20 protein-coding genes and 1 pseudogene are annotated in these 24,107 nt (G+C 72.2%); 6 read left to right on the forward strand and 15 right to left on the reverse strand.

Features of this window, described 5'->3' with window-relative positions:
• Positions 1 to 74 precede the first annotated feature (74 nt).
• Together ABZ915_RS08625 and ABZ915_RS08630 are read right to left on the reverse strand one after the other, a co-directional pair.
• Positions 75 to 2,153 carry a flotillin family protein gene (locus ABZ915_RS08625; protein ID WP_361798018.1) on the reverse strand — a complete coding sequence of 693 codons (2,079 nt, stop codon included), beginning with the start codon at positions 2,151 to 2,153 and terminating at the stop codon, positions 75 to 77.
• Positions 2,154 to 2,355: 202 nt separating this feature from the next.
• On the reverse strand, positions 2,356 to 3,231 hold the full coding sequence (locus tag ABZ915_RS08630) for a hypothetical protein (protein ID WP_361798021.1): 876 nt from the start codon (positions 3,229 to 3,231) through the stop codon (positions 2,356 to 2,358).
• 263 nt (positions 3,232 to 3,494) lie between these two features.
• Between ABZ915_RS08630 and ABZ915_RS08635 the strand changes: the two genes are divergently transcribed.
• On the forward strand, positions 3,495 to 4,553 hold the full coding sequence (locus ABZ915_RS08635) for a helix-turn-helix domain-containing protein (protein WP_361798024.1): 1,059 nt from the start codon (positions 3,495 to 3,497) through the stop codon (positions 4,551 to 4,553).
• Between the two features lie 39 nt (positions 4,554 to 4,592).
• Positions 4,593 to 4,799: pseudogene (locus ABZ915_RS08640) on the forward strand (hypothetical protein); the annotation flags it as partial.
• 196 nt (positions 4,800 to 4,995) lie between these two features.
• Here ABZ915_RS08640 and ABZ915_RS08645 read toward each other — a convergent pair.
• Positions 4,996 to 5,844, reverse strand: a complete 849-nt coding sequence (locus ABZ915_RS08645; RefSeq protein WP_361798027.1) for a helix-turn-helix transcriptional regulator — start codon at positions 5,842 to 5,844, stop codon at positions 4,996 to 4,998.
• A 139-nt stretch (positions 5,845 to 5,983) separates the two neighbouring features.
• On the opposite strand from ABZ915_RS08645, the gene ABZ915_RS08650 reads away from it, so the two are divergent.
• Positions 5,984 to 6,763 (forward strand): NAD(P)H-dependent oxidoreductase, encoded by a 780-nt coding sequence (locus tag ABZ915_RS08650; protein ID WP_361798030.1) that lies wholly within the window; start codon positions 5,984 to 5,986, stop codon positions 6,761 to 6,763.
• Between the two features lie 30 nt (positions 6,764 to 6,793).
• Here the strand turns inward: ABZ915_RS08650 and ABZ915_RS08655 are convergent, their stop codons facing one another.
• A complete protein-coding gene (locus tag ABZ915_RS08655; RefSeq protein WP_361798033.1) occupies positions 6,794 to 7,570 on the reverse strand; it encodes a TIGR03943 family protein in 777 nt (258 codons plus the stop codon).
• Positions 7,567 to 8,604, reverse strand: a complete 1,038-nt coding sequence (locus tag ABZ915_RS08660) for a permease (RefSeq protein ID WP_361798036.1) — start codon at positions 8,602 to 8,604, stop codon at positions 7,567 to 7,569. Before ABZ915_RS08660 ends, ABZ915_RS08655 begins: the two co-directional genes overlap by 4 nt.
• 198 nt (positions 8,605 to 8,802) lie before the next feature.
• On the opposite strand from ABZ915_RS08660, the gene ABZ915_RS08665 reads away from it, so the two are divergent.
• Complete coding sequence (locus ABZ915_RS08665; protein WP_361798039.1) at positions 8,803 to 10,665, forward strand: NAD-binding protein; 1,863 nt, start codon at positions 8,803 to 8,805, stop codon at positions 10,663 to 10,665.
• Positions 10,666 to 11,078: 413 nt separating this feature from the next.
• Here ABZ915_RS08665 and ABZ915_RS08670 read toward each other — a convergent pair whose 3' ends face one another.
• Both ABZ915_RS08670 and ABZ915_RS08675 read right to left on the reverse strand, forming a co-directional pair.
• Positions 11,079 to 11,846: a hypothetical protein gene (locus ABZ915_RS08670; RefSeq protein ID WP_361798042.1), complete on the reverse strand. Its 768-nt coding sequence runs from the start codon at positions 11,844 to 11,846 to the stop codon at positions 11,079 to 11,081.
• A gap of 420 nt (positions 11,847 to 12,266) precedes the next feature.
• Positions 12,267 to 14,060, reverse strand: coding sequence for a prolyl oligopeptidase family serine peptidase (locus ABZ915_RS08675; protein ID WP_361798045.1), 1,794 nt, complete (start codon positions 14,058 to 14,060; stop codon positions 12,267 to 12,269).
• Between the two features lie 145 nt (positions 14,061 to 14,205).
• On the opposite strand from ABZ915_RS08675, the gene ABZ915_RS08680 reads away from it, so the two are divergent.
• Entirely contained in the window at positions 14,206 to 14,985 is a 780-nt protein-coding gene (locus ABZ915_RS08680) for an SURF1 family protein (protein WP_361798048.1), read from the forward strand.
• A 108-nt stretch (positions 14,986 to 15,093) separates the two neighbouring features.
• On the opposite strand, the gene ABZ915_RS08685 is transcribed toward ABZ915_RS08680, so the two are convergent.
• From ABZ915_RS08685 to ABZ915_RS08715, 7 genes are all read right to left on the reverse strand, one after another.
• Positions 15,094 to 16,263 carry a hypothetical protein gene (locus ABZ915_RS08685; protein ID WP_361798051.1) on the reverse strand — a complete coding sequence of 390 codons (1,170 nt, stop codon included), beginning with the start codon at positions 16,261 to 16,263 and terminating at the stop codon, positions 15,094 to 15,096.
• Positions 16,260 to 16,889 carry a SigE family RNA polymerase sigma factor gene (locus tag ABZ915_RS08690; protein WP_361798054.1) on the reverse strand — a complete coding sequence of 210 codons (630 nt, stop codon included), beginning with the start codon at positions 16,887 to 16,889 and terminating at the stop codon, positions 16,260 to 16,262. The genes ABZ915_RS08685 and ABZ915_RS08690 overlap by 4 nt, the downstream gene beginning before the upstream one ends.
• A 498-nt stretch (positions 16,890 to 17,387) precedes the next feature.
• The gene (locus ABZ915_RS08695; protein WP_361798057.1) at positions 17,388 to 18,440 is read right to left on the reverse strand and encodes an aspartate-semialdehyde dehydrogenase; all 1,053 of its coding nucleotides are present in this window, start codon (positions 18,438 to 18,440) and stop codon (positions 17,388 to 17,390) included.
• Positions 18,437 to 19,714 (reverse strand): aspartate kinase, encoded by a 1,278-nt coding sequence (locus tag ABZ915_RS08700; RefSeq protein WP_361798061.1) that lies wholly within the window; start codon positions 19,712 to 19,714, stop codon positions 18,437 to 18,439. Before ABZ915_RS08700 ends, ABZ915_RS08695 begins: the two co-directional genes overlap by 4 nt.
• 172 nt (positions 19,715 to 19,886) lie before the next feature.
• Positions 19,887 to 20,549, reverse strand: a complete 663-nt coding sequence (locus ABZ915_RS08705; RefSeq protein WP_361798064.1) for a DUF5063 domain-containing protein — start codon at positions 20,547 to 20,549, stop codon at positions 19,887 to 19,889.
• Positions 20,542 to 21,141, reverse strand: coding sequence for a recombination mediator RecR (gene recR / locus ABZ915_RS08710; protein ID WP_132856910.1), 600 nt, complete (start codon positions 21,139 to 21,141; stop codon positions 20,542 to 20,544). Before recR ends, ABZ915_RS08705 begins: the two co-directional genes overlap by 8 nt.
• 55 nt (positions 21,142 to 21,196) lie before the next feature.
• Complete coding sequence (locus ABZ915_RS08715; protein ID WP_361798067.1) at positions 21,197 to 21,541, reverse strand: YbaB/EbfC family nucleoid-associated protein; 345 nt, start codon at positions 21,539 to 21,541, stop codon at positions 21,197 to 21,199.
• A gap of 256 nt (positions 21,542 to 21,797) precedes the next feature.
• Between ABZ915_RS08715 and ABZ915_RS08720 the strand changes: the two genes are divergently transcribed.
• The gene (locus ABZ915_RS08720) at positions 21,798 to 22,547 is read left to right on the forward strand and encodes an SLATT domain-containing protein (RefSeq protein WP_361798070.1); all 750 of its coding nucleotides are present in this window, start codon (positions 21,798 to 21,800) and stop codon (positions 22,545 to 22,547) included.
• A gap of 26 nt (positions 22,548 to 22,573) precedes the next feature.
• Here ABZ915_RS08720 and ABZ915_RS08725 read toward each other — a convergent pair whose 3' ends face one another.
• Entirely contained in the window at positions 22,574 to 24,097 is a 1,524-nt protein-coding gene (locus ABZ915_RS08725) for a substrate-binding domain-containing protein (RefSeq protein WP_361798073.1), read from the reverse strand.
• Between the last annotated feature and the right edge of the window lie 10 nt (positions 24,098 to 24,107).

Consider the following 24,107-nt stretch of genomic DNA (forward strand, 5'->3'; position numbering starts at 1 on the left):
CCTCGCAGGAAGTCGTCAGAGGTGGGGTCCGGAGCCGCCGTCCCCTGTGCGGCGGCTCCGGACCCGTCGGCAGGTCAGTGCCGGGCGCTGCCGTTCAGTGCGGCGAGCGGTGTGTCGGCGAGGCCCAGCTCGCCTGCCTTGTCGAGGAGTTGGCGCATCGCGTCGGAGTCGCCACCACCCGTGTTCATGAGCTTCAGCAGCAGCGCGGAGACGGTCAGGTTCTGCACGTCGGCCGTGGAGACCGAGCCGAGGACGCGGCTCAGGTCGTCGGTGAAGCTGGAGGTGCCGTCCAGCCAGGGCCTGGCGAGCGCCTGCGCCGTCCGCGAGTTCTCCACGAAGCCGTCGACGCCCTTGCCGAGCGTGACCGAGGAGACGAGGCGGTCGAGGAAGACGGAGTCGCCGCCGACGATGTCGATGTCGGCGTTCTCCAGGCCGGTCGCGAGGACCGTGGCCTGCGCCTCGGCGACCTGCCGCTGTACGTCGAGGCCCGCCAGCCGGATCTCCTTCTCCGCCTGGAGCCGCAGCCGGTACTCCTCGTGCCCGCGGGAGGCGTCGTCCAGGGCCGCCATCGCGACCGCCTTCTGGCTCAGGCCCTCCGCCTCCGCCTTCAGCTTCTCGCCGATACCGGTGGCCTCCGCGAGCACCTTGGCCCGCGCGCCCTCGGCCTCCGCGCGCATCCGCGCCTCGGTGCCCTCCGCCTCGGCCCGCATCCGGGCCTCGGTGGCCACCGCCTCCGCGCGGCCGGCCTTCTCGGTGACCTCGGCCTCCTTGTCGCGGACCCGCACCGCCGCGAGGCCCTCGGCGGCGGCCTCGGCCTGCACGCCCTCGGCGAGCCGCAGCTTGGCCTGGGCGTCGAGGTCGGCGGACTTCAACCGGGCCTCCGCCAGGGTCAGTTGCTCGGCCGCCCGGTGCTTGGCGGCGGCCTCCGCGGCCTCGGCCGCCTTGATGTCCTTGACCAGCCTCTCCTGCGCCTCGGCCTCGGCGGCGATGACCACGGACTGCCGGCCGCGCTCGGCCTCCTCCACCACCCGCAGCTTCTTGATGGCCTCCTCCTGCTCGGCGACCGTACGGTCCACGGCGATCCGCTCCCGGACGACGTCCGCGACCTCGCGGCGCTCGGCCTCGACCTCCTTGTCCCGGGCGATCCCCGACAGGGCGGTCTCCCGCTCCCGCGCGATGACTTCGAGCAGGCGGTCCTTCTCGATCCGCTCGTTCTCCACGGCGATGACCCGCTCGCGGTTCTTCTGCGCGACGGCGATCTCGCGGGCCTGGTTCTCGCGCTGGACGCCGAGCTGTTCCTCGGTACGGATGAACGCGGTCTGCGCGCCCAGGCGTTCCTCCTCCTGCACCCGGGCGGTGACCGCCTCCTCGCGGGCCCGCAGCGTCTCCACCTCGCGGCGCTGCTTGATCTCCGCCTCGGCCTGGCGGCGTTCGAGCTCCAGGATGGTCTCCCGGGCCTCCACGTTCTGGCGGGTGATCTCCTTCTGCTCGGTGCGCTGGTACTCGTTGGTGCGGACGTGCTCGACCGTCGTCAGCTCGGTGATCTTGCGGATGCCCTGGGCGTCGAGGATGTTCGCCGCGTCCAGCTGGGACATCGGGGTCTGCTCGAGGAAGTCGATGGCCGCGTCGTCGAGGTGGTAGCCGTTGAGGTCGGTGCCGATGACCTGGATGATCCGGTCCCGGAACTCCTCGCGCTTGGTGTAGAGGTCGACGAAGTCCAGCTGCTTGCCGACGGTCTTGAGGGCCTCGGAGAACTTCGCCGCGAAGAAGTCCTGGATCGCGGCCGGGTCGCTCGCGGTGTGGGTGCCGATCGCCTGGGCGACCTTGATGACGTCCTCGACGGTCTTGTTGACCCGTACGAAGAAGCTGATGTGGATGTCGGCGCGGATGTTGTCCTGGCAGATCAGGCCCTCGCGGCCGGTGCGGCGGATCTCGATGGTCTTCACCGAGATGTCCATGTACTCGGCCTTGTGCAGCACCGGCAGGACGACCGCGCCGGTGAAGGTCACGTCGACCTTCTTCGTCTTGGAGATGATCAGCGCCCGGCCCTGCTCCACCTTGCGGAACAGCCGGCCGACCACCAGCAGCAGGGTGAGCGCGATGAGCAACACGACGGCGACGAGCACGCCGATGCCCATGGTGATGGCGTTCATGACATACGTCCTCGAAGGATGAGAAGGGTTGGGCGTGAGGGAAGGGAGGAGGGGCAGGGGCGGGCCTGCCGGCAGCGTGGCGGCGGCATCCAGGGGTCCCTGACGGCCTGAGCCGCCCCCTCTGGCGGAGCCGAACCAGACCCCCTGCCAGGGCCGACCCGAGCGGCCCCTGCGGGGCTCGGCCGGGCGGGACCCGGGAGCTCTACCCGGGCGGGGCCTGAGAGGTCGAGCCGGGCGAGGCCTGAGAGGTCGAGCCGGGCGGAGCCTGCGAGTCCGAGCCGGGCATCACCGGCGCCATCGAGGCGAGCGGAGCCCGCGGGGCCGAACCAGGCGGAACCTCAGAAGCCGAGCCGGGCGGAACCTGCAAGGTCGTGCCGGGCGGGGCCTGCGAGGTCGTGCCGGGCGTCACCGGTGTGGCCGAGCCGAGCGGGTCCGGCGGGGCGGGGGTTGCCGCGTCCGGCATCAGGAGCGCGTCCAGGGACGGGGAGGCCGCCACCCAGAAGAACTCGCCGGGCTCGTCGTAGGCGTACAGCAGGCCGCTGCTGCCCTTGGAGAGGGATTCCTCGCCGGTCTGGCGGACCTGGACCAGTGCGCTGGAGCCGTCCTCCGCCCTGACCTCGGCCTGGCCGAAGCGGGCGTCCACCCAGCCGGTGCGAATGGTGCAGGTCAGGCCGATGAAGTCCTGCCGGGACGGGCCGCGCTCCTCGGGGAAGAGCCGGTGGAGGGGCCGTACGAGCAACCGGGTCAGCCGCCAGGCGACCAGCACCGACCCCGCCAGCACCGCCACGCTCACCGGCGCCTTGACCAGCGCCGAGCGGGTGAGCGGAGCCAGCAGCACGGTCGCGCTGAGGCTCAGGAACCAGCCGATGGCGGTCAGCAGCGAGAAGGACACCGTCACCGGCACCCCGCCCATCCCCCAGGCGTCGCCGTGCCCGTGCCCGTGGAAGCCGTGCGCATGCACCCCGTGCGCGTCGGCCGCGCCGACGGCGGCCAGCAGCCAGAAGACGACGACCACGACCAGGGCGGAGGTGAACAGAATGGTGGGAAAACCCGCGGCGGCCGCGAGAAACGCCCCCATGGTCCCCGACCCCCCGCTCTCTCCCGTCGTACGCCCTGTACGACGGCCCCGCACGTTCGGGGACGGCGGACCGAGGTCCCGGTGCCGGGCGCCCGCCATCTGCCGGGCTCCGGCATCGGGACCATCCGCAGTGCTCCCCGCGGCACATGGTGCACGCCCCGCGCACACCGGCGCATTGCCGGTTTCCGGCAGTGTTCATTAGGGTCAGCGTGCCGGAGGCGCTAAGAAAGCGTCACCGGCGCGTCAAAATCCGGGGGGACGACGTGACGGAGTACGAGATACCCGACCAGTATCTGCGGGGGTACGCCCAGCTTCTGGCGGACGTCTCCGCCACCGGCCGGCGCCTGACCCGGGACGAGATCGAGGCCCGGCGCGCCCTGGGCGAACAGGCCGCCGAAGCCGGCCACGGACTGCGCGCCCTGGTCCGGGCCCATCTGGCCGCCACCCGCGCCTCCTGGCCCGGCGACCCCGGCTCGACCGACAGCGCCCTGGCCGCCGTGCAGCAGGTCGTCGACGCCTTCGCCGAGGGCTACGAACGCGCCCAGCGGCACGCCGTACGCCAGGAGGAGGCCGCCCGCCGGGAGTTCATCGACGACCTCCTGTACGGCCGCAGCGACCTGGGCCGCCTCGCCGAACGCGCCGAACGCTTCGGGCTGCGCCTGTCCCAGACCCACGCGGTCGCCGTCGCGCAGAGGCCGGCGGCGTACGACGAGAGCGGCCCGGTCCCCCGGCAGGTGGAACGCTCCCTCATCGCCCGGTTCGGCGACCGCAGCATCCTGCTCACCACCAAGGGCGGCCACATGCTGTGCGTCGCGCCCGGCGACCAGGACGAGATCCTCACCCACTTCGCCAAGCAGGTGTACGCGGCCACGGACGGCGGCCGGGTCGCCATCGGCCGCCCGCAGCCCGGCGCCGGCGGGGTCGTCCAGTCGTACGAGGAGGCCCTCAACACACTGGAGCTGGCCGAGCGGCTCCAGCTGACGGACCCGGTCCTGCGCGCCGCCGACTTACTCGTCTACCCCGTCCTCTTCCGCGACCGGCAGGCCATGGCCGACCTCGTGCGCGCCGCGCTGGGGCCGCTCACCACCGCCCGGGGCGGCGCCCAGCCGCTCCTGGACACCCTGACGGCCTATTTCGACTGCGGCTGTGTGGCAGCGGAGGCCGCCCGCCGGCTCTCACTGAGCGTGCGCGCCCTGACCTACCGGCTGGAACGCATCCACCGCCTCACCGGCGCCGATCCGTCCGACCCCGCCCACCGCTACATGCTTCAGACGGCGGTGATCGGCGCCCGGCTGCTGGACTGGCCGGCCAGGCAGCTGTGACGTGCTGCGTTTTGCGCGCGCCGGGCGCATGGTGGTGGCATGAGTACGGGTCCTCCAGTGGTGGTGCTGCCGCCGGCCGCGGACGGTGGGCGGCAGGTGACGGTGCGCGGTGAGCGCGTGGGGACGGCGTACGACCTGTTCGACGTGCTGGACCTCGTGCACCGTGCGGGGCTGCCCGCCGAGGACCAGGCCGTCGACGATCCCGATCTGATCGAGTGGCGCGGTGGCGGGCCGTACGACTTCAACGGCGGCGCCGAGGGCGGCGGCGGCAAGGGCGGCGGCACCGAGGGCGGCGGCGGCAAGGGCGGCGGTGCCGAGGGCGGCGGTGCCGAGGGCGGCGGCGGCAAGGGCGGCGGCACCGAGGGCGGCGGCACCGACCGGGGTGAGAAAGCGGACCAGTGAGCGCCGGGCCCGGCCCAGCTGGTCCGGGTGCCTCGTCGCGTCACTCGCGGACGTGCGCGTTCGCTGTGGGGCGCGCGTCACCGCCGTCCGCGGCCAGGCCCGCGAGCAGGCGCAGGCCGTCCTCGGCGGGGCTGCCGGGGGCCGCGGACAGCACCAGCAGCTCCATGCCCGATTCGTCCGGCAGCGCGAAGTTCTCCTGGTGCAGTTCCAGCAGCCCGACCAGCGGGTGCCGGTACGCCTTGCGTCCATGCGTGCGGGCACGCACGTCCGCGCGGGCCCAGAGGCGGCGGAAGCGCTCGCTGCCCATCGCCAGCTCGCCGATGAGCGAGGCCAGTCGGGGGTCCTCGGGATACTTGCCGGCGGCCAGGCGCAGGTGCCCGACCACGTCGAGGGTGCATTTCTCCCAGTCCGCGTAGAGACCGCGCTCGGCCTCCTCCAGGAAGATGTGCCGGGCGGTGTTCAGACCCGGCATCGGACGGCCGTAGAGGAGCCCGGCGAGGCGGTTCCCGGCGAGCACGTCCAGGCGGTGGTCCACGATCAGCGCGGGTGCGTCGGCGACCAGGCCGAGGACGCGCAGCAGCTCCGGCCGGACCCGCCCGCCCGGCGCCTTCGCGCGGCGGCGGCGCTGCCGCGCGAGCCGGTAGAGATGGCCGCGTTCGGTCTCGTCGAGGCCGAGGACGCGGGCGAGCGCGTCGAGGACCTGCTCGGAGGGCTGGGTCGCGCGGCCCTGCTCCAGGCGTACGTAGTAGTCGACGCTGACTCCGGACAGGTGCGCGACCTCTTCGCGGCGCAGCCCTTCGACCCGGCGGCGGCTGTCTGTGGGGATGCCGGCGGCTGCCGGGTCGACCCGGGAACGCCGGGTCCGGAGGAAGCTCGCAAGGTCGTCCATGCCCCCCAGTATGGCTTCGGTGGTGCCCGCGAAGGTGGCCCTGCCAATACCAGGAAGCCGGGTCCGACGGAAGAGGAGCCCCTGAACGCCGGGCGCCGCGGCGCGCAGGATCGAAGGCATCCGATCCGAAGGAGTTCCCGTGAAGACGCTGATCGTCTACGCCCACCCGGAGCCGAAGTCGCTCAACAGCTCGCTGAAGGACCTCGCGGTGTCCACACTGGAGAGCGCCGGGCACGAGGTACGGGTGAGCGATCTGTACGCGATGAACTGGAAGGCGGTCGTGGACGCCGCGGACTACGGCCCCGACGCCTCGAGTCCGCTGAAGGTCGCCCGTGACTCGGGCCGGGCCTTCGACGCCGGGACGCTCACCGCGGACGTCCGCGCCGAGCAGGAGAAGCTGCTGTGGGCCGACACGGTCATCTTCCAGTTCCCGCTGTGGTGGTACACGATGCCCGCGATCCTCAAAGGCTGGGTGGACCGGGTGTTCACCTACCACTTCGCGTACGGCGTCGGCGAGCACAGCGACACCAGGTACGGCGAGCGCTTCGGTGAGGGCACCCTCGCGGGCAGGAGGGCTCTGCTGTCGGTGACCACCGGCGGCCCGGAGTCGCATTACGCCGCTCGCGGGATCAACGGCCCCATCGACGACCTGCTGTTCCCGATCCAGCACGGCATCCTCTACTACCCGGGCATCGAGGTGCTGCCGCCCTTCGTGCTGTACGGCGCCGACCGGATGACCGGCGAGGACTACCCGGACGTCGCCAAGGCGTGGGAGCAGCGCCTGCTCACCCTGGAGTCGACCGAGCCGCTCGCGTTCCGGCGGCAGAACTTCGGCGACTACGAGATCCCCTCGCTGCAACTGAAGGAGGGACTGGAGCCCGAGGGCCGCACGGGGTTCGGGCTCCACGTGCGGGACTAGGGCCTGTCCGGCGACGACGTACGGGCAGTATCAGGTGTTCCACGTCTCGTCGTACGGGTCGTGCGGTGTGGGCACCGGGCGGGCGGCGGTCACCTTCAGGAACGGGATCGGTCCGTTGTTGACCGGGTCCTTGACCTGCTTCGACGTGTAGGTGCCGGTCACCTCCAGCCAGCTGTCCGGTTGCAGGACCGGCGGGACCTTCCCCATGAGGCCGATCTTCACCGGCTGGGCGTCGGCGGCGCAGCAGTTGAGGGCCATCCGGACCAGGTACGGGGCGCCCGTGCGGTCCAGGGCGATGAACCCGGTGATGCGGACCTGGCGGCCGCCGAGGGAGCGGCCGTGGTCGTAGACCGCGCGGCCCGCGTAGTCGACCAGGCCGAGCGGCACCGGGTTCTTCGCGGGCAGGGACGTGTAGCCGTACGGATGTTGCAGGGCGGTGCCGGTGCGCATGGCGCTGTAGGAGCCCAGGGCGGGCGGGGCGACCAGGATGAGGGCGAGGAGGGGGAGGATCAGCAGCCAGGAGATACGGGGCTCGGGGTGCGCGTGGCCGTGGTCCTCCGCGTGGCCGTGGCCGTCGGCCTCGGGTGCGCTCTCGGGCGTGGCCTCGCCGGTGTGCGGCCCCCGGCGGGTGCGCTTCCACTCGTACCAGGCCGTCGCCAGCGCGGTCACGATCAGCAGCGCGCCGGCCAGCAGCAGCAGCGGTTGCAGCCCCGCCTTCACATAGCGCAGGTAGAGGCCGGTGAGGCCCGCGTGCAGGAGGGCCGCGCCGGTCAGGAACAGGACCGCCGCCTGGGCCTGCCGGTTCACAGCAGCACCGCCCCGGTCAGCACCGCGCCCACGATGGCCAGGGCGAAGGTGGCGGGGGCGAAGCGCAGGGCGAAGCCCCGGCCGAAGGTGCCGGCCTGCATCGCGAACAGCTTCAGGTCGATCATCGGGCCGACGACCAGGAACGCCAGCTTGGCCGTGAGCGAGAACTGGGTGAGCGAGGCCGCCACGAACGCGTCCGCCTCCGAACAGATCGACAGCAGTACGGCGAGGACCGCCAGGGCCAGGACCGAGACCGCCGGGTTGCCGGCCGCGGTACGCAGCCAGCTCGCCGGGGCCACCGCCTTGAGCGTCGCGGCGGCCATCGCGCCGAGCACCAGGAAGCCGCCGGCGTGCATCAGGTCGTGCCGGACCGAGCCCCAGAACGCCTCGCCCTTGCTCTGCCCCTCGTGCCCGGCGTGCTCGGGCTGCCGGATCCAGTCGGTACGGCCGATCCGCTGCCACAGCCAGCCCATCGCGCACGCCACCAGCAGGCTCGCGGCGAACCGGCCGAGCACCATCTCGGGGTTCCGCGGGAAGGCGACGGCGGTGGCGGTCAGCACGATCGGGTTGATCGCCGGGGCGGAGAGCAGGAACGCGATCGCCGCGGCGGGGGTGACCCCGCGCCGGACCAGCGCCCCGGCCACGGGCACCGACGCGCACTCGCAGCCCGGCAGCACCGCGCCCGCGAGCCCGGCGACCGGCACGGCGAGAGCGGGCCGGCCGGGCAGCGCGCGGGCGAAGAACGACGGCGGCACGAACACCGCGATCCCCGCCGAGAGCAGGACACCGAAGGCGAGGAACGGCAGGGCCTGCACGACCACCGCCACGAACACCGTCATCCAGCTCTGCATCACCGGGGCCGACAGCGCCCCGCGGATCGGGCCCTGGAGGACCACGACCAGGACCAGCAGAAGGGTCAGGGCCAGCGGGGAGTTGAGGTGCCAGCCGTCCTGCTCCGGCCGCTTCCCGGCGCCGGGCGGCGCGCCGGCGTCGTCGGGGGCCCGCCCGGGCGGGGCTTCTTCGGTGATGGCCACGGGTGGGGTACCTCCGCGTGCGGGCGCTGGTCCGCGATCTGGGTGCGTCTTCTCCCTCCCCTTCAGTACGGCACGCGGGCGCCCGGCGTTCAGCTGATTGCTGGAACCACCCGTCCCGTTGGGGCAGTCTTTTCCCTCGTGGCGAGCGTTCCGTATCAAGGTGGGCACAGTGGTGGGCACGGTGGTGCGCCCGCGCACATGGTGGTGTGCGGGGACGACGGGCTCGCGCATCGGCTGGCCGCCGAGTTGCGCGGGGTGTACGGGGAGCAGGTGACGCTCGTCGTACCGCCGAACGAACGCACGGCGCGCCCACCGGTCGTCGGGCGGGCACGGGCCGCGTCGGCGGCGCTGCTCGACCGGGTGGTGAACGCCGCGGTGGGGCGCGGGCCCGGGGCTCCGGGCGGCAACGGCGGCAGTGCCGGCGGCAGTGAACCTCCCCGGGGCGAGCGGCTGTTGGAGGCCGCCGAACCCAGCGAGGCGGTGCTCGCCGAGGCGGGGGCCGAGCAGGCGGTCGCGCTGGCGCTCGTGTACGAGGACGACGAGACCAACATCCGTGCCGCGCTCACCGCCCGGCGCCTCAATCCGCGGCTGCGGCTCGTCCTCAGGCTCTACAACCGGCGGTTGGGCCAGCACATCGAGGAACTCCTCGACCAGGCGGCCACGTTGGCCGGGAACGACGACGCCGCCGGGGACGCGTCCACGGTCGTGCTGTCCGACGCCGACACCGCCGCGCCCGCGCTGGCCGCCACCGCGGTCGCCGGCACCAGCAAGGTCGTACAGACCGACGGGCTGCTGCTGCGCGCGGTGGAGCGTCCGCCGCCGCGGCCGGGACAGGTCACCGACCCGGGGCTGTGCACCCTGGCGCTGCTGTCCAGCAGCGATCCGGCCGGGGCGGACGGGGCCGAGGGCAGCGGAGAGCACGGGCCTCGGCTGCTGCCCGACGCGGCCGAGGTGCGGGACGCCGGCGGGCGCGGGTCGGTGGTGCTGGAGCAGGTGTCGTACTCCGCCGGGGCGTCGCTGACGGCGGGGCGCGGGGTCGGCGTCGTACCGCCGTTCGCCTCGCTGTTCTCGCGGCGGCTGCGGTGGTCGCTGGCCGGGATGGTGGGGTGCGTGGTGGCGCTGGCGGTCGCCCTGTCGGTGGTGACCGGGATCCATCCGCTCAGCGCCTTCTATCTGACGCTGCTGGACATGTTCGCGATCGACGACCCGGCCATCGGCAAGTCCCTCGGGCGGCAGATCCTGCAACTGCTGTCCGGACTGGTGGGGTTGCTGCTGCTACCGGTGCTGCTGGCGGCGGTCCTGGAGGCGCTGGGCACCTTCCGGACCGCGTCCGCGCTGCGCAAGCCGCCGCGCGGGCTGGGCGGGCACGTGGTGCTGCTGGGCCTGGGCAAGATCGGCACGCGGGTGCTGACGCGGCTGCGGGAGCTGCACATCCCGGTGGTGTGCGTGGAGTCCGACCCCGAGGCGCGCGGGCTGGCCACGGCCCGGCGGCTGCGGGTGCCGGTGGTGCTGGGCGATGTGACGCAGGAAGGGGTCCTGGAGGCCGCCAAGATCCACCGCGCGCACGCCCTGCTGGCGGTGACCAGCGCGGACACGACCAACCTGGAGGCGGTGCTGTACGCGCGGTCCGTGCGGCCGGATCTGCGGGTGGTGCTGCGGCTGTACGACGACGACTTCGCGACCGCCGTGTACCGCACCCTGCGGGCCGCGCACCCGCAGGCCCAGACCCGGAGCCGCAGCGTGACCCATCTGGCCGCGCCCGCCTTCGCCGGGGCGATGCTGGGGCGTCAGATCCTCGGGGCGATTCCCGTGGAACGGCGGGTGCTGCTGTTCGCGGTGGTGGACGTGGGCGGGCATCCGCAGCTGGAGGGCCGCACGGTCCGGGCGGCGTTCCGGGCCGGGGCCTGGCGGGTCCTGGCGCTGGAGGGCCACCCGGAAGCGGACGAGGGATACGTGCTGCGGGCCGAGGACCGAGTGCTGCTCGCGGCCACCCGCCGGGGCCTCGCGGAACTCCTGGGCCGGCGCGGGGCGCCCGCCCGGACACCGGGACCGGTGGACTGAGCCGGCGCCGATCCGGGCCCGCCGGGCAGGCCCTGGGGCAGTCGGAGTGGTTCCCCGCCACCGGGACGGACGGCGACGCGAAGGGCCGCGGGCGGACCGAGCACTGCTCAAGGCCCCCGCCCCGCCGACTCGCGCAGCCTCCGGGCCGACGCGGAGCGCCCGCCCGGACACCGGGACCGGTGGACTGAGCCGGCGCCGAGCCGGGCCCGCCGGGCAGGCCCTGGGGCAGTCGGAGTGGTTCCCCGCCACCGGGACGGACGGCGACGCGAAGGGCCGCGGGCGGACCGAGCACTGCTCAAGGCCCCCGCCCCGCCGACTCGCGCAGCCTCCGGGCCGACGCGGAGCGCCCGCCCAGAGACCGGGACCGGTGAACTGAGCGGGCGCCGGTGAGGGGCTGCCGGGCGGGTTCTGGGTCAGAGTGATTCCCCGGCGCCGGGGGCGGGCGGCGTCGCGAGGTGCTCCTGGGAGGCCCGCGAGCGGTGCCGCGGGGTGGCCCGGCGGGGCGGTCGGGTCAGGGTGATCTGCCGGACGAGCTGCTGGAAGCAGGCCAGTGCCGCGACCCCGGGCAGGGCCGCCGCCGCCGTGTCCTCGATGGTCCGGGGTGCCTGGACCACGCAGAGCAGTACCGCTACGGAGGAGAAGAGCAGCACGACGAACCACGAGTGCACGGCGCGCCGCTGGTGCAGCGCCGCCCGCAGGATGGACAGCGATCCCGCCATCCAGGGCCCGTAGACCAGCATGGGCCACCAGTCGTCGGTGCCACCGTGGTCGTGCGAGGTGACGACGAGCAACGGCTCGTACGTGGCCAGGCCGCTGAAGACGCTCACCATCGACACGATGATCGCGGCCAGTGCGGCGATGAGGCAGCTGGCGATGCGCAGACCGCCGACACGCCGGTGCGCCGGAATTCTGCGATGCCCCCGGCGGGGCCCGCGCACCGGCGGCAGCTCGGCCGTGATGTCCTGAAGGTGCCGCATGGGACTGCCGGCCGGAGGAGCGGTGACCGACGCCTCGTCACGAGGGGGCGGCACGGACCTCGCGGCTTCCTCCTGGCTGGCCTTCTGTAGCAGGTAAGCGAGTTCCTCGGCCGGGTCCCAGGCCGGATCCGGCGACGATTCGTCGAACTCGTCCAGGTAGTCGGTGCTGCCGTGCCACATACGGCTATAGCGCTCGTCATTCATGAGAATGACAGTGCGCAGGCCCAGCGACCGGCGAGGTCGGATTCCTGCTTCCGGACAGCGGTGAGGAAATTCTGCAGCAGCGGGTCGGTGACCTGGAGTACGACAGGCACACCATCCTTACTGAGGATTCCGGGAGTATAGACGTACGGTCCCACCGTCACCCCGTACAGGCCGGCCGACTCGCCAGGATCGCTTGCATTAGCCATGCCCGACTAACGTCGGCCCTTTTCACTTGGATGCGCGGCGATCGGGTGAACAACCACACGGAAAAACGCTTTAAATAACCCTCGTTTCTTCCGGATCTGAAGTAGCGCGGATAACCAGACTGAAAAAGAAACGTAAGTCGCATTGCACTAAGTCGCATTGCAGACAGTCCACCGGGCCGGGGCCGTGCCGCGCGGACGCGCACGGCCCCGTACGTCACGCCGACGGCTTCAGATGCCTCGCCGCGAAGTCCAGCTCCAGCCGCACCTGCTTGATCCGCTCGTCCACCACCAGCGATCCGTGCCCCGCGTCATAGCGGTACACCTCGTGGACGGCCCCACGGGACTCCAGGCGCTTGACGTAGTTGTCGATCTGGCGGATCGGACAGCGGGGGTCGTTGACGCCGGCGGAGATGTGGACGGGCGCCGTGACCTGCTCGACGTAGGTGAGCGGGGAGGAGGCCTCGAAGCGGTCGGGGACCTCTTCCGGGGTGCCGCCCAGGAGGGTGCGGTCCATGGCCTTCAGGGCTTCCATCTCGTCGTGGTACGCGGTGACGTAGTCCGCGACCGGGACGACGGCGATGCCCAGGGTCCAGACGTCCGGCTGGGTGCCGATGCCGAGCAGGGTGAGGTAGCCGCCCCAGGAGGCACCGGTAAGGATCAGCCGCTCGGGGTCGGCGAGCCCGGAGGAGACCGCCCACTCGCGGACCGCGGCCACGTCCTCCAGCTCGATCAGACCGACCCGGTGCTTGAGCGCGTCCGTCCAGGCCCGGCCGTAGCCCGTGGAACCCCGGTAGTTGATCCTGACCACCGCGTAGCCGTGGTCCACCCAGGCCGCCGGGCCCGCGGCGAAGGCGTCGCTGTCGTGCCAGGTCGGGCCGCCGTGCAGGTCGAAGACGGTGGGCAGGGGGCCCGTCACGCCGGCCGGCTTCTGGATCAGGGCGTGGATACGGCCACCGGGACCCTCGACCCACACGTCCTCCACCGGGACCGAGCCGGGACACTTCAGGCCGGGCGGGTCCAGGACCACCCGGCCCGTCGTCGAACGGACCGACGACGGCTCGGCGGCCGAGGACCAGAGGTACTCCACGCTGCCGTCGGGGCGGGCCGTCGCGCCGGAGACCGTGCCCGGCGGGGTGGGGATCCTGGTCAGCTCGCGGCTGCCCAGGTCGTAGCGGAACACCTCGCTGCGGGCCTTGAAGCTGTGGGCGACGAGCAGTGCCGTGCCGTCCGGGTACCACTCGGCGCTCACGTCGCCCGGCAGGTCCAGCGCCAGGTCCGTCTCCGTGCCCGAGGCGATGTCCCAGACCAGCGGCTCCCACCGGCCGCGCCGCTGGTGCCCGATGAGCAGACGCGTGTCGCCGTCGAGCGGGGCGAAGCCCAGCACCTCCAGGCCCAGCTCTTCCGTGCCGCCCTTGGTGTCGTCCAGCTCGGCGACCGCCGTGCCGTCCGGGCGCAGCACGCGCAGCGCCGAGTGCATCGCGTCGCCGTGCTCCGTGTGCTCGACGGCGATCAGGGAGCCGTCGTGGGAGAGGTCGCCGACGCCCGCCGACTCCCGGTGGCGGTACAGCTCGAAGGGCGCCTCGCCCTCTCTCGCCACGTGGATGGTCGAACCCTCGTCGTCCGTGGAGCGGCCGACGACCGCCGTACGCCCGTCCCGGGACAGGGCCAGTCCCGCCGGGTAGGAGGGCTCCAGGCCCGGGGTGGCCAGTTCGTCCTCGCCGCCCGTGAACCGCTGGCGGCGCCACACCCCGAACTCGTCGCCGTCCTTGTCGTCGAACCACCAGATCCAGGCGCCGTCCGGGGAGAGCACGCCGTCCGTCGTGCCGTTCGGCCGGGACGTCACCTGGCGCTGCTCTCCACTCGTGCGGTCCCAGGCGTACAGCTCGTACGTCCCCGTCGCGTTCGACACGAACAGGGAGCGGTGCGGCGCGTCCTCCGCCCAGTCGGGCAGTGACACCCGCGGCGCCCGAAAGCGCTTCTCCCAGTCCGGCATGTTGCTCTCACTCATGGCCCCAGTCATGCGCCCATACTGCCCGTCCGCGACGACAAATAGCTGGTGGGTATGCGCAGCCTGTGGATAACTTTTGCGATCATGCGCCTCCGAAGGCCTCCCGGGTCCGGGCACGCGAGCGGGCCCCCGTACCGTTGACGGCGTGTACCGCTTTCTGCTGACACCCCGCTGGTGGGGCATCAACGTCTTCGTGCTGCTCGCCATCCCGTTCTGCGTCTTCATGGGGTCCTGGCAGCTGAGCCGGTTCGAGGCGCGGGTGCAGGACCACCGCGACGCGAGCGAGCGGGCCGTGTCCGACCGGCACGAGGCGGCCCGGCCGCTGGCCGAGCTGCTCCCCGTGGACCAGAACACCTCGGGCAAGCAGGTCACCGCGACCGGGCGGTACGGCAAGCAGCTCCTCGTGCCCGGCCGGGAGCTGGACGGCAAGAACGGCTTCTACGTGCTGACGCTGCTGCGCACCGACTCCGGGCGGGCCCTGCCGGTCGTACGCGGCTGGCTGCCCGGCACCGCGAATCCGGCCGAGGCGCCCGCCGCGCCGGCCGGCCGGGTCACCGTCACCGGGGCGCTCCAGGCCTCCGAGACGCCGGGGGACAACGGCGTCAGCTCGGCGAGCGGGCTGCCGGCCGGGCAGACGGCGGCGATCAGCTCCGCGTCGCTGGTGAACCTGGTGCCGTACCGGATGTACGACGCCTGGGTCACCCTCGACAAGGGCGACTCGGGGATGAAGGCCGTCCCGGCGACCGCGCCCGCCGGCTCGGGGCTGGACCTCAAGGCCTTCCAGAACCTCGGCTACACCGGCGAGTGGTTCGTCTTCGCCGGCTTCGTCGTCTTCATGTGGTTCCGGCTGCTGCGCCGCGAGGTCGAGTTCGCACGGGACGCTGCGCTGGGCTTGGTGCCGGATCAGGAGACCGCTGGGGTGTGACCCCCGTTTCCCGGTTGATCGAGGGTGCGGATCATTCAGCCTGTCCGGCGTTTGAGGACGAGGCCGTTCAGGCCGAACGGGGGCCCAGGGGGCGGAGCCCCCTGGTAGCTACGAACCGGAGAGCACCCCGGTCCAGTAGACCGTTCCGGCGCAGGCGTTGGGGACCGTCACGGACGCCGCAGGGGAGCCGCCCTCCGCGGTGTGGGACACCACGACGCTGCCGTCCGCCGTGCCGTCCGCCGTGAAGAGCTGGGTCGTGGTCCCGGAGGACGTCGTACCGGAGGTGTCCGCGCTGCCGGTCTCACCGGTCTGCGTGGGCGTCGGGTCGGGCGTCGCGCCCCCGGTGTCCGAGCCGCCGCCGGTTTCCGTGCCGCCGCCGGTGGTGGGGCAGGTCTCGGACGGGACGAAGGCGAACTTCTCCTCGTAGGCCGCGCCGGGCAGCAGCACCAGGCCGGAGGCCTCCAACGAGGGGTCGGGCAGGCCCGCCGCCGCGTCGCCGGAGACGTGCCGGGCCGTGACGATCTTGGTCGGGTCCGCGGCGCCCTGCGCGGCGGCGCCCACGCTGCCCGGACCGCCGACGGTACAGCTGGTGGAGGAGACGTTGACGACGCGGAAGGTGCCGTAGACCACACCGGTCGCGTCGGGCGCGTTGGCGGTTCCCGTGGCCGAACCCAGCTGGGCCGCCGTGCACACCGAGGTGGCGGTGCCCGCGGTGGCCGAGGGGTTCGCGCCGCCGGTGGAACCGGTGCCGTTGCCCGTGCCCTTGTCCTTGCCGGAGGGCTTCGTGCCGCCCTTGTCCTTGCCGCCGGTCTTGCCGCCGGTGCCGCCCGAGGTGCCGGCCCCGCCGTCCGGGTTCTTGCCCGAGCCGCCGCTCTGGGCCTGGGAGGCCTGGCCGGCCATGGAGGTGTTGGGGTCGGAGCCGGTGGAGTTGGAGACGTGTACCAGGGCCGGGATGGCGGTGCCGATGAAGAGCGCCGCGGCGGCCATGCCGACGACGGCCTGCCGCTTGCGCGCCCGCCGGGCGGGCACCGCGCGCCGCAGGTGATCGAGCGTGCCGTCACTCGGCTCGATGTCGTCGACGGCCGAGTGCAGCAGCCGGCGCAGGTCCAGCTCGTCCGAGTCGAGCCCGTCGGGGCTCTGGTCGGCGGGGCCGTGGTTCACAGTTGCGTTCCCAGCGTGCGTCGGCGTGTGCTCTTGCTCGTCCTGCGTGGTCGGTTCGTGCCAGGCATAGGGTTCGTGGCGGTCATGTGAGCCGCCCTCTTCGACGCGGTCGCTCATGATGCCGACGCCTCCATGGAGACCCGGAGGGCCGCGATGCCGCGCGAGCCGTACGCCTTCACGGAGCCCAGCGATATCCCGAGCGTCTCGGCGACCTGGGCCTCCGTCATGTCGGCGAAGTAGCGCAGGACGAGGACCTCGCGCTGGCGGCGCTGAAGGCCCTTCATCGCCTTGATGAGGTCCCGGCGCTCCAGCGAGTCGTACGCGCCCTCCTCCGCGCTCGCCATGTCGGGCATCGGCTTCGACAGCAGCTTCAGGCCGAGTATGCGGCGGCGCAGCGCGGACCGGGAGAGGTTGACGACGGTCTGGCGGAGGTAGGCGAGCGTCTTCTCCGGGTCCCGGACGCGTTTGCGGGCCGAGTGGACGCGGATGAAGGCCTCCTGGACGACGTCCTCGCAGGAGGCGGTGTCGTCGAGGAGGAGCGCGGCCAGGCCGAGCAGCGAGCGGTAGTGGGCCCGGTAGGTCTCGGTGAGGTGGTCGACGGTGGTACCGGCCGCCTCGGTGTCCTCGGTGCCCTCGGCGCTCTCGCGCGGAGTCGGTACGCCGTCGCGCTGGTTCGGGATGCGGGTGGGCCGCGCTGCGGGCATGGGCGCGATCACCGGCATGCCGCCGGGCGTGCCGGGCATGCGGGGTCGAAGCGACGCGCGGGGCCGGAGAGCCGTGCCGCGGGGCGCAACCGTGAAGTCGAGTACCTCTGCCACGCCAGTTGGACACGCTTCCCCCCGTCGGGGTTGTACGTGCCGGGCATCACTTTCGCGCGGAGTGCCGCCGGGGTGATCCGCGCCTGTGCGGCCGACGGCGTCGCCGTGACCGACAGCACACCCGACGAGGCCTCAAATGCCGTCATGCGTCCCGCTCTTCCCTTATATCCCATATGAACGGGCGTCCCCACGCCCCGATCACGGCGTCCCCACGCCAGGATCATGCGTCCCCACGCCCCGAAAGGGCGACCGCAAAGACGCTCCCCGCCCTCCGCGTGGTTGCGGAGGGCGGGGAGGAAAATCTTCGGACGCCGAAGGGGGTCGATTCAAGTGGTCCGGACCATGCTCCTGACCACACTTTTTTGCGCAGAACCTACGAATGGGTGCGCTCCCACCGCCGGTCTTCCGGCGGGCCCGGGGGCCTCACGAGAACTCTGCCGCCACCAGCTCGGCGATCTGCGCGGTGTTCAGAGCGGCACCTTTGCGCAGATTGTCCCCGCATACGAAGAGTTCGAGCGCGGTGGGATCGTCGAGCGCCCGCCGCACCCGCCCCACCCAGGTCGGGTCGGTGCCCACCACGTCGGCGGGCGTGGGGAACTCCCCGGCGGCGGGGTTGTCGCAGAGCACGACACCGGGCGCCGTGGCGAGGATCTCCCGGGCTCCGTCGACGGACACCTCGCCCTGGAAGCGGGCGTGGACGGTGAGGGAGTGCGTGGTGACGACCGGCACGCGCACGCAGGTCACCGCGACGGGCAGCTTCGGCAGTCCGAGGATCTTGCGGGACTCGTCCCGCACCTTCATCTCCTCCGACGACCAGCCGTCCTCCCGCAGCGACCCGGCCCACGGTACGACGTTCAGCGCGACCGGCTCCGGGAACGGCCCGGTGTGGTCCCCGACGGCCCGCCGCACGTCACCGGGGCTGGTCCCGAGCTCCGTACCGGCGACCAGGTCCAGCTGGGCGCGCAGCGTGTCCACGCCGGCCCGCCCGGCCCCGCTCACCGCCTGGTACGAGGAGACCACCAGCTCGCGCAGCCCGAACTCGGCGTGCAGCGCGCCCAGGGCGACGATCATCGTCAGGGTCGTGCAGTTGGGGTTGGCGATGATGCCGCGCGGGCGGACCCGGGCCGTGTGCGGATTGACCTCGGGGACGACCAGGGGCACGTCCGGGTCCATCCGGAAGGCGCCCGAGTTGTCCACGACGACGGCACCGCGCGCGGCGGCGATCGGCGCCCACCGTGCGGAGACCTCGTCGGGAACGTCGAACATGGCGACGTCGACCCCGGCGAAGGCCTCCTCCGTGAGGGCGGCCACCTCGACCTCCTCGCCGCGCACGGCCAGCTTGCGGCCGGCCGAGCGCGGGGAGGCGATCAGTCGGATCTCGCCCCAGACGTCCGCGCGCTCGGACAGGATCCGGAGCATGACCGTGCCGACGGCTCCGGTCGCTCCCACGACCGCGAGCGTCGGTCGGCGGGTCATCGCCCGGTGCCTCCGTACACGACGGCCTCGTCGGTGTCGGAGTCGAGTCCGAAGGCGGTGTGCACGGCCCGCACGGCCTCCGGCACGTCGTCGGCGCGGGTGACGACCGAGATGCGGATCTCGGAGGTCGAGATCAGCTCGATGTTCACGCCCGCGTCGGACAGCGCCTCGAAGAAGGACGCGGTGACACCCGGGTTGGTCTTCATGCCCGCGCCGACCAGGGAGATCTTGCCGATCTGGTCGTCGTAGCGCAGCGAGTCGAAGCCGATGCCGGACTTGTTCCGCTCCAGCGCGTCGATGGCCTTGCGGCCCTCGGTCTTGGGCAGCGTGAAGGAGATGTCCGTCAGGCCGGTGGAGGCGGCGGACACGTTCTGCACGACCATGTCGATGTTGACCGCGGCATCCGCGATCGCGCGGAAGATCGAGGCGGCCTCGCCCGGCTTGTCCGGCACACCGACGACCGTGATCTTGGCCTCGGAGGTGTCGTGCGCGACACCGGAGATGATGGCCTGCTCCACCTTCTTGTCCCCTTGCTCGATCGGCTCGCTGCTGACCCATGTGCCCTGGAGTCCGCTGAAGCTGGACCGGACGTGGATCGGGATGTTGTAACGGCGGGCGTACTCCACACAGCGGTGGAGCAGCACCTTGGAGCCGGAGGCCGCGAGCTCCAGCATGTCCTCGAAGGAGATCCAGTCGATCTTCTTCGCCTTCTTCACCACGCGCGGGTCGGCGGTGAAGACGCCGTCGACGTCGGTGTAGATCTCACAGACCTCGGCGTCCAGCGCGGCCGCGAGGGCCACGGCCGTGGTGTCCGAGCCACCCCGGCCCAGGGTCGTGATGTCCTTCTTGTCCTGGCTGACACCCTGGAACCCGGCGACGATGGCGATGTTGCCCTCGTCCAGCGCGGTGCGGATGCGGCCTGGCGTGACGTCGATGATCCGGGCTTTGTTGTGGACCGAGTCGGTGATGACACCTGCCTGGCTGCCGGTGAACGACTGGGCCTCGTGACCCAGGTTTTTGATCGCCATGGCCAGCAGGGCCATGGAGATCCGCTCTCCGGCGGTCAGCAGCATGTCGAACTCGCGCCCGGCAGGCATCGGGGACACCTGCTCGGCGAGATCGATCAGCTCGTCCGTCGTGTCGCCCATCGCGGAAACCACGACAACCACCTGGTTGCCGTTCTTCTTGGCTTCCACGATCCGCTTGGCGACGCGCTTGATGCCCTCGGCATCGGCTACGGAGGAGCCTCCGTACTTCTGCACGACAAGGCCCACGTGCGCTCCTCGCTCCGGTATGTATCGGTCGGCTCAGTCTAACGAGCGCCCGGAATTCCCCTCCGCGATATCGCATCGTGAGATCCCGGCCACCCGTCCGGAACAGCACATGCCCAGCCCGGGGGAGCCCACTCGGAAAGTGCCCGGGGTCACAAAGACCACCGCGCGGCGGCTACCTGGCTTCGCGCATCCCCAGCGGGTCGGCGATCTCCTCCGCCATGACGCGGCCCGCCTCGAACTCCAGGGTCTCGTCGCCCATGGCGGGCTGGTCGGTGTCGAGGCCGTCGAGTTCTTCCAGGGGCTGGTTCAGGCGGACGTGGATGAGCACCGACTGGAGGGCGCGCAGCACGGCGGAGGCCGTGGGGCCCCAGTTGGAGAAGTAGGAGAACTGCCACCACCACAGGGCCTCCGTGGTGCGGCCGGCCCGGTAGTGGACCATGCCGTGGCGCAGGTCGGTGATGACGTCGGCCAGGTCGTCGGAGATCCGGGCCGGCACCGGCGCCTTACGGGGCTCGTAGGGGTCGAAGACCTCCGAGTAGACGTCGATCGGGTCCAGGAGCCGTACGAGGTTCTCGCGTAGCCCGTCGGCGTCGGGCTCCGGGCCCGGGTCCGGCTCGTAGCGCTCGTCGGGGACGATGTCCTCGTGGGCGCCCAGCCGGCCGCCGGCCAGCAGCAGCTGGGAGACCTCCAGGAGGAGGAAGGGCACCGCCGAGTCCGGCTCGTCGCCCTTCGCCACCTCCGTGACGGCCACCAGGAAACTCTCCACCTGGTCCGCGATCTGGACCGCGAAGTCGTCCGGGTTCTGCGTCGTGTCGTGCAGCGTGGCGTCAGACATCTAGGAGTCGTCTCCCCTCGAAGGCGCGGCCGAGTGTGACCTCGTCCGCGTATTCCAGGTCGCCACCCACCGGGAGGCCGCTGGCCAGGCGGGTGACCTTCAGGCCCATGGGTTTGATCATCCGGGCGAGGTACGTGGCCGTGGCCTCGCCCTCCAGGTTCGGATCCGTGGCAAGGATCAGCTCCGTGACCGTCCCGTCGGCCAACCGCGCGAGAAGTTCTCGTATACGCAGGTCGTCGGGGCCGACGCCCTCGATCGGGCTGATCGCGCCGCCGAGCACGTGGTAGCGGCCGCGGAACTCGCGGGTGCGCTCGATCGCCACGACGTCCTTCGGCTCCTCCACCACGCAGATGACGGCCGGGTCGCGGCGCGCGTCACGGCAGATGCCGCACAGCTCCTCCTGCGCGACGTTGCCGCAGGTCGCGCAGAAGCGGACCTTCGCCTTCACCTCCAGGAGGGCCTGTGCGAGCCGCCGTACGTCCGTCGGCTCCGCCTGGAGGATGTGGAAGGCGATCCGCTGCGCGCTCTTGGGACCGACGCCGGGCAGGCGACCCAGCTCGTCGATGAGGTCCTGGACCACGCCTTCGTACAACGGACTGCCCTTCCTGGAGTCTTACGGTACGTACCGTAGTTGGCGGTGGCCGGTCTTAGAAAGGCAGGCCGGGAATGCCGCTGCCGCCGCCCAGGCCCTGGGCCAGCGGACCCAGCTTCTGCTGCTGCAACGCCTGGGCGTTCTCGTTGGCCGCCTGGACGGCCGCGACGATCAGGTCCGCGAGGGTCTCGGTGTCGTCGGGGTCCACCGCCTTGGGGTCGATCCGCAGCGCGCGGAGCTCGCCCGAGCCGGTCACCGTGGCCCGCACCAGGCCGCCGCCCGCCTGCCCGTCGACCTCCGTGGCCGCGAGCTCCTCCTGCGCCCGCGCCAGATCCTGCTGCATCTTCTGGGCCTGCTGGAGCAGCTGCTGCATGTTGGGCTGGCCACCACCGGGAATCACGATCAGCTCCTGGTCTTGTCGTTTCCTCCGTTGTGCACGAGCCTACGTGGTCCACTCAGCCGTCGCCCCAGCACTCTTTCGAGTGACATATGCGCCGGCCCTATACCTGACCAAGGCCCCCTTACGGGCGGAAAACCGACCGAAACCACGCCCTCGCCACCCGTTGGGCGGTAGGAAGGGTCCGCACATCGACATGCGCTATCACGCGGAGTGACGGGTCGGCATCAGTAGGGTCGCAATCAGTAGGGAGTGCCGGGTGGGTCAGCCGGAGATGCAGCCCGAGGGTCCGCCTCAGGACGGGCGGGGCGAGGGGGCGGCCGGGCTGCGGCCGGGCGATCTGACCGGGCGGCCGTTTCCGCTCGGGGACTGGGGCGAGCCGGCGGAGCGGCTCGACGAGCTGTACCGGTGGGTGGAACGGGGAGCACTGGACACCGCGGCCTGGTACCTCGCGGACCGGGTGTGGAAACGTCGCGGCGCGCGGGCGCTGCGGGGCGGAGCGGCGGCCGGGGCGGTGTGCGGGGCCGCGCTGCCCCTGCTGGACCTCACCGGGGTGGTCGGCGGGGCCGCCGCCTGGGGGTATCTGGCGTTCGTGCTGGCGGTGGCGTGCGTGGCCGTGGACCGGTTCTTCGGGATCACGTCCGGGTGGGTGAGGGACGTGGCCACCGCGCAGGCCGTGCAGCGACGGCTACAGGTGTTCCAGTTCGACTGGGCGTCGGAGAGCGTGCGGGAGGTGCTCGGACCGACGGAGGGGACGGCCGGGGAGGCCGCGGAGCGGTGTCTCGGGGTGCTGCGGAGGTTCTCCGAGGACGTGACGGAGCTGGTGCGGGTGGAGACGGCGGACTGGATGGTGGAGTTCCGCACCGGGGCGGCGCCGCTGGGCATCCAGACGGCGGTGGCTTCCGGGGCGCGGCCGGAGAGCGCGTCCACCGGGCCGGGCCGGTTTCCCCTCCCGCCGGGCCCGGCCCGCCCGAACATGCCCCGGCAGCGGCCACCGGAACCTCGCTGACCCGCTCCGCGGCCATACCGACCGAGTCACCCGCAGAGCTTCATGCCCTCCGGTGTCCAGCACGGGACGTGGCCGTGGGTGCGGATGATGTCCTGGCCGTTGCCTCGGGAGAGGTAGGTGAGGAAGCTCGAGGCGAGGGAGTCGGCGGGCGGCCGGCCGTAGGTGTAGGCGTACTCGATCTCCCGGTACGGGTACGCGCTGCGGCCGTGCTCGATGGCGTCCACCGACGGCGCGTCGCCGTCGAGGTCCAGCACGCGCAGCCCCTTCGCGGCGGCGGCCAGGTTCAGCTCGCTGTACCCGACCGCGCCGGGCAGCCCCGCGACCTCGGTCAGGACCTGGTCGGTGGAGTCCAGCTCGCAGCGGGTCACCGGGGCCGTGGCGTCGTCCTTGTGGACGCAGTCGACGGAGGAGTTGGCGATCTCGCCCCGGCCCAGCACCCGCCGCTGGAACACCTGCCGCGTCCCGGAGTTGGCGTCCCGGCTGACCAGGCGCACGGGGAGGTGCGGGCCGCCCAGCTGCCGCCAGTCGGTGATCTCGCCGCGGTACAGGCGGCGTACGTCGGCCGTGGAGAGGTTCTTCAGGCCCACGTCGTCGTTCACGACGAGCGCGAACACGGACACCGCCACCCGGTTCTCCCGCAGCTGGGGCATGTCGCTCGGCTTGGGCCCGTCGGAGAGGGCCACGACCGGCGGGGAGCTCTTCTCCCCCTTGCCGAGCGCGTCCAGCTCCCGTACGCCCGCCGTCGAGCCGTGCGGGTCCACCGTGATCGCCGAGCCCTCGCAGTCCCCTTCGTACTTGCGCGCCGCCTCCCGCAGCACGGGCGCGAACGCCGTCGAGCCGATCACCCGCAGCGTGCCCTTCTCGCAGCCGATCGGCGGCGGGGTGTCGTCCCGGACCACCACGATCGCGGCGAGCGTGACCACGCAGACGGTCAGTGTGAGGGTGATCAGCCGGGACGCCCTGCTGAACAGCGGCGGCTTGTCGTCCGGGGTGGCGCTGCGGTTGGGGTGGACCTCGCCCTCGCGGATCCCGCCGATGAGCCGTATCTCGCGGCCCACGTCCCCGCCGGACAGCAGCACGAGGAGCTTGAAGTGGTCACCCCGGTTGAGCGGGACGCGCGGTATGCGCAGGGTGTTGCCCTCGTAGCCGAACCCCCGCGCGGCGGTGAAGTGGTCCATGAGGTGGTCGGTGTCGGTCGGCTGGGTGACCGAGACGCCCCGGACGGTGCGGTCGGCGAACACCGCGGTGAGGCCGTGCGGTTCGGGGCTGGTGTAGTCGTCGCGGTCGATGCCGATCGAGCCGTCGTTCTCGACGCGCAGCAGCACCAGGGTCGCGTCGGCCATGACCGGGGCCTCGTCGAACAGGCCGAGGCGGCGGTTGGCCCGGCCGGAACGGACGTCGTCGCCGATCGGGTTGTCCATCTGCACGCGGTAGCCGATCCGTTTGCGACGCGGCACCCGCCGCTCGTACCAGACCATGCCCGCCGAGGCCACGATGCCCAGCACCGCGGTGCCGACGGCCACGACGTTCTCCGCGCTCAGCCACTCCATGTGGGTGCCC

The organism is Streptomyces sp. NPDC046915 (genome assembly GCF_040644935.1).
Lineage (GTDB): Bacteria > Actinomycetota > Actinomycetes > Streptomycetales > Streptomycetaceae > Streptomyces.

Excerpts from the sequence above, each read along its gene's own strand:
- ABZ915_RS08630 (WP_361798021.1), bottom strand. The coding sequence starts at position 3,231 with ATGGGGGCGTTTCTCGCGGCCGCCGCGGGTTTTCCCACCATTCTGTTC.
- ABZ915_RS08665 (WP_361798039.1), top strand. The coding sequence starts at position 8,803 with ATGGTGGTGTGCGGGGACGACGGGCTCGCGCATCGGCTGGCCGCCGAG.
- ABZ915_RS08695 (WP_361798057.1), bottom strand. The coding sequence starts at position 18,440 with ATGACCCGCCGACCGACGCTCGCGGTCGTGGGAGCGACCGGAGCCGTC.
- ABZ915_RS08705 (WP_361798064.1), bottom strand. The coding sequence starts at position 20,549 with ATGTCTGACGCCACGCTGCACGACACGACGCAGAACCCGGACGACTTC.
- ABZ915_RS08690 (WP_361798054.1), bottom strand. The coding sequence starts at position 16,889 with ATGCCCGGCACGCCCGGCGGCATGCCGGTGATCGCGCCCATGCCCGCA.
- ABZ915_RS08675 (WP_361798045.1), bottom strand. The coding sequence starts at position 14,060 with ATGAGTGAGAGCAACATGCCGGACTGGGAGAAGCGCTTTCGGGCGCCG.
- ABZ915_RS08670 (WP_361798042.1), bottom strand. The coding sequence starts at position 11,846 with ATGAATGACGAGCGCTATAGCCGTATGTGGCACGGCAGCACCGACTAC.
- ABZ915_RS08685 (WP_361798051.1), bottom strand. The coding sequence starts at position 16,263 with ATGAGCGACCGCGTCGAAGAGGGCGGCTCACATGACCGCCACGAACCC.
- ABZ915_RS08625 (WP_361798018.1), bottom strand. The coding sequence starts at position 2,153 with ATGAACGCCATCACCATGGGCATCGGCGTGCTCGTCGCCGTCGTGTTG.
- ABZ915_RS08645 (WP_361798027.1), bottom strand. The coding sequence starts at position 5,844 with ATGGACGACCTTGCGAGCTTCCTCCGGACCCGGCGTTCCCGGGTCGAC.
- ABZ915_RS08725 (WP_361798073.1), bottom strand. The coding sequence starts at position 24,097 with ATGGAGTGGCTGAGCGCGGAGAACGTCGTGGCCGTCGGCACCGCGGTG.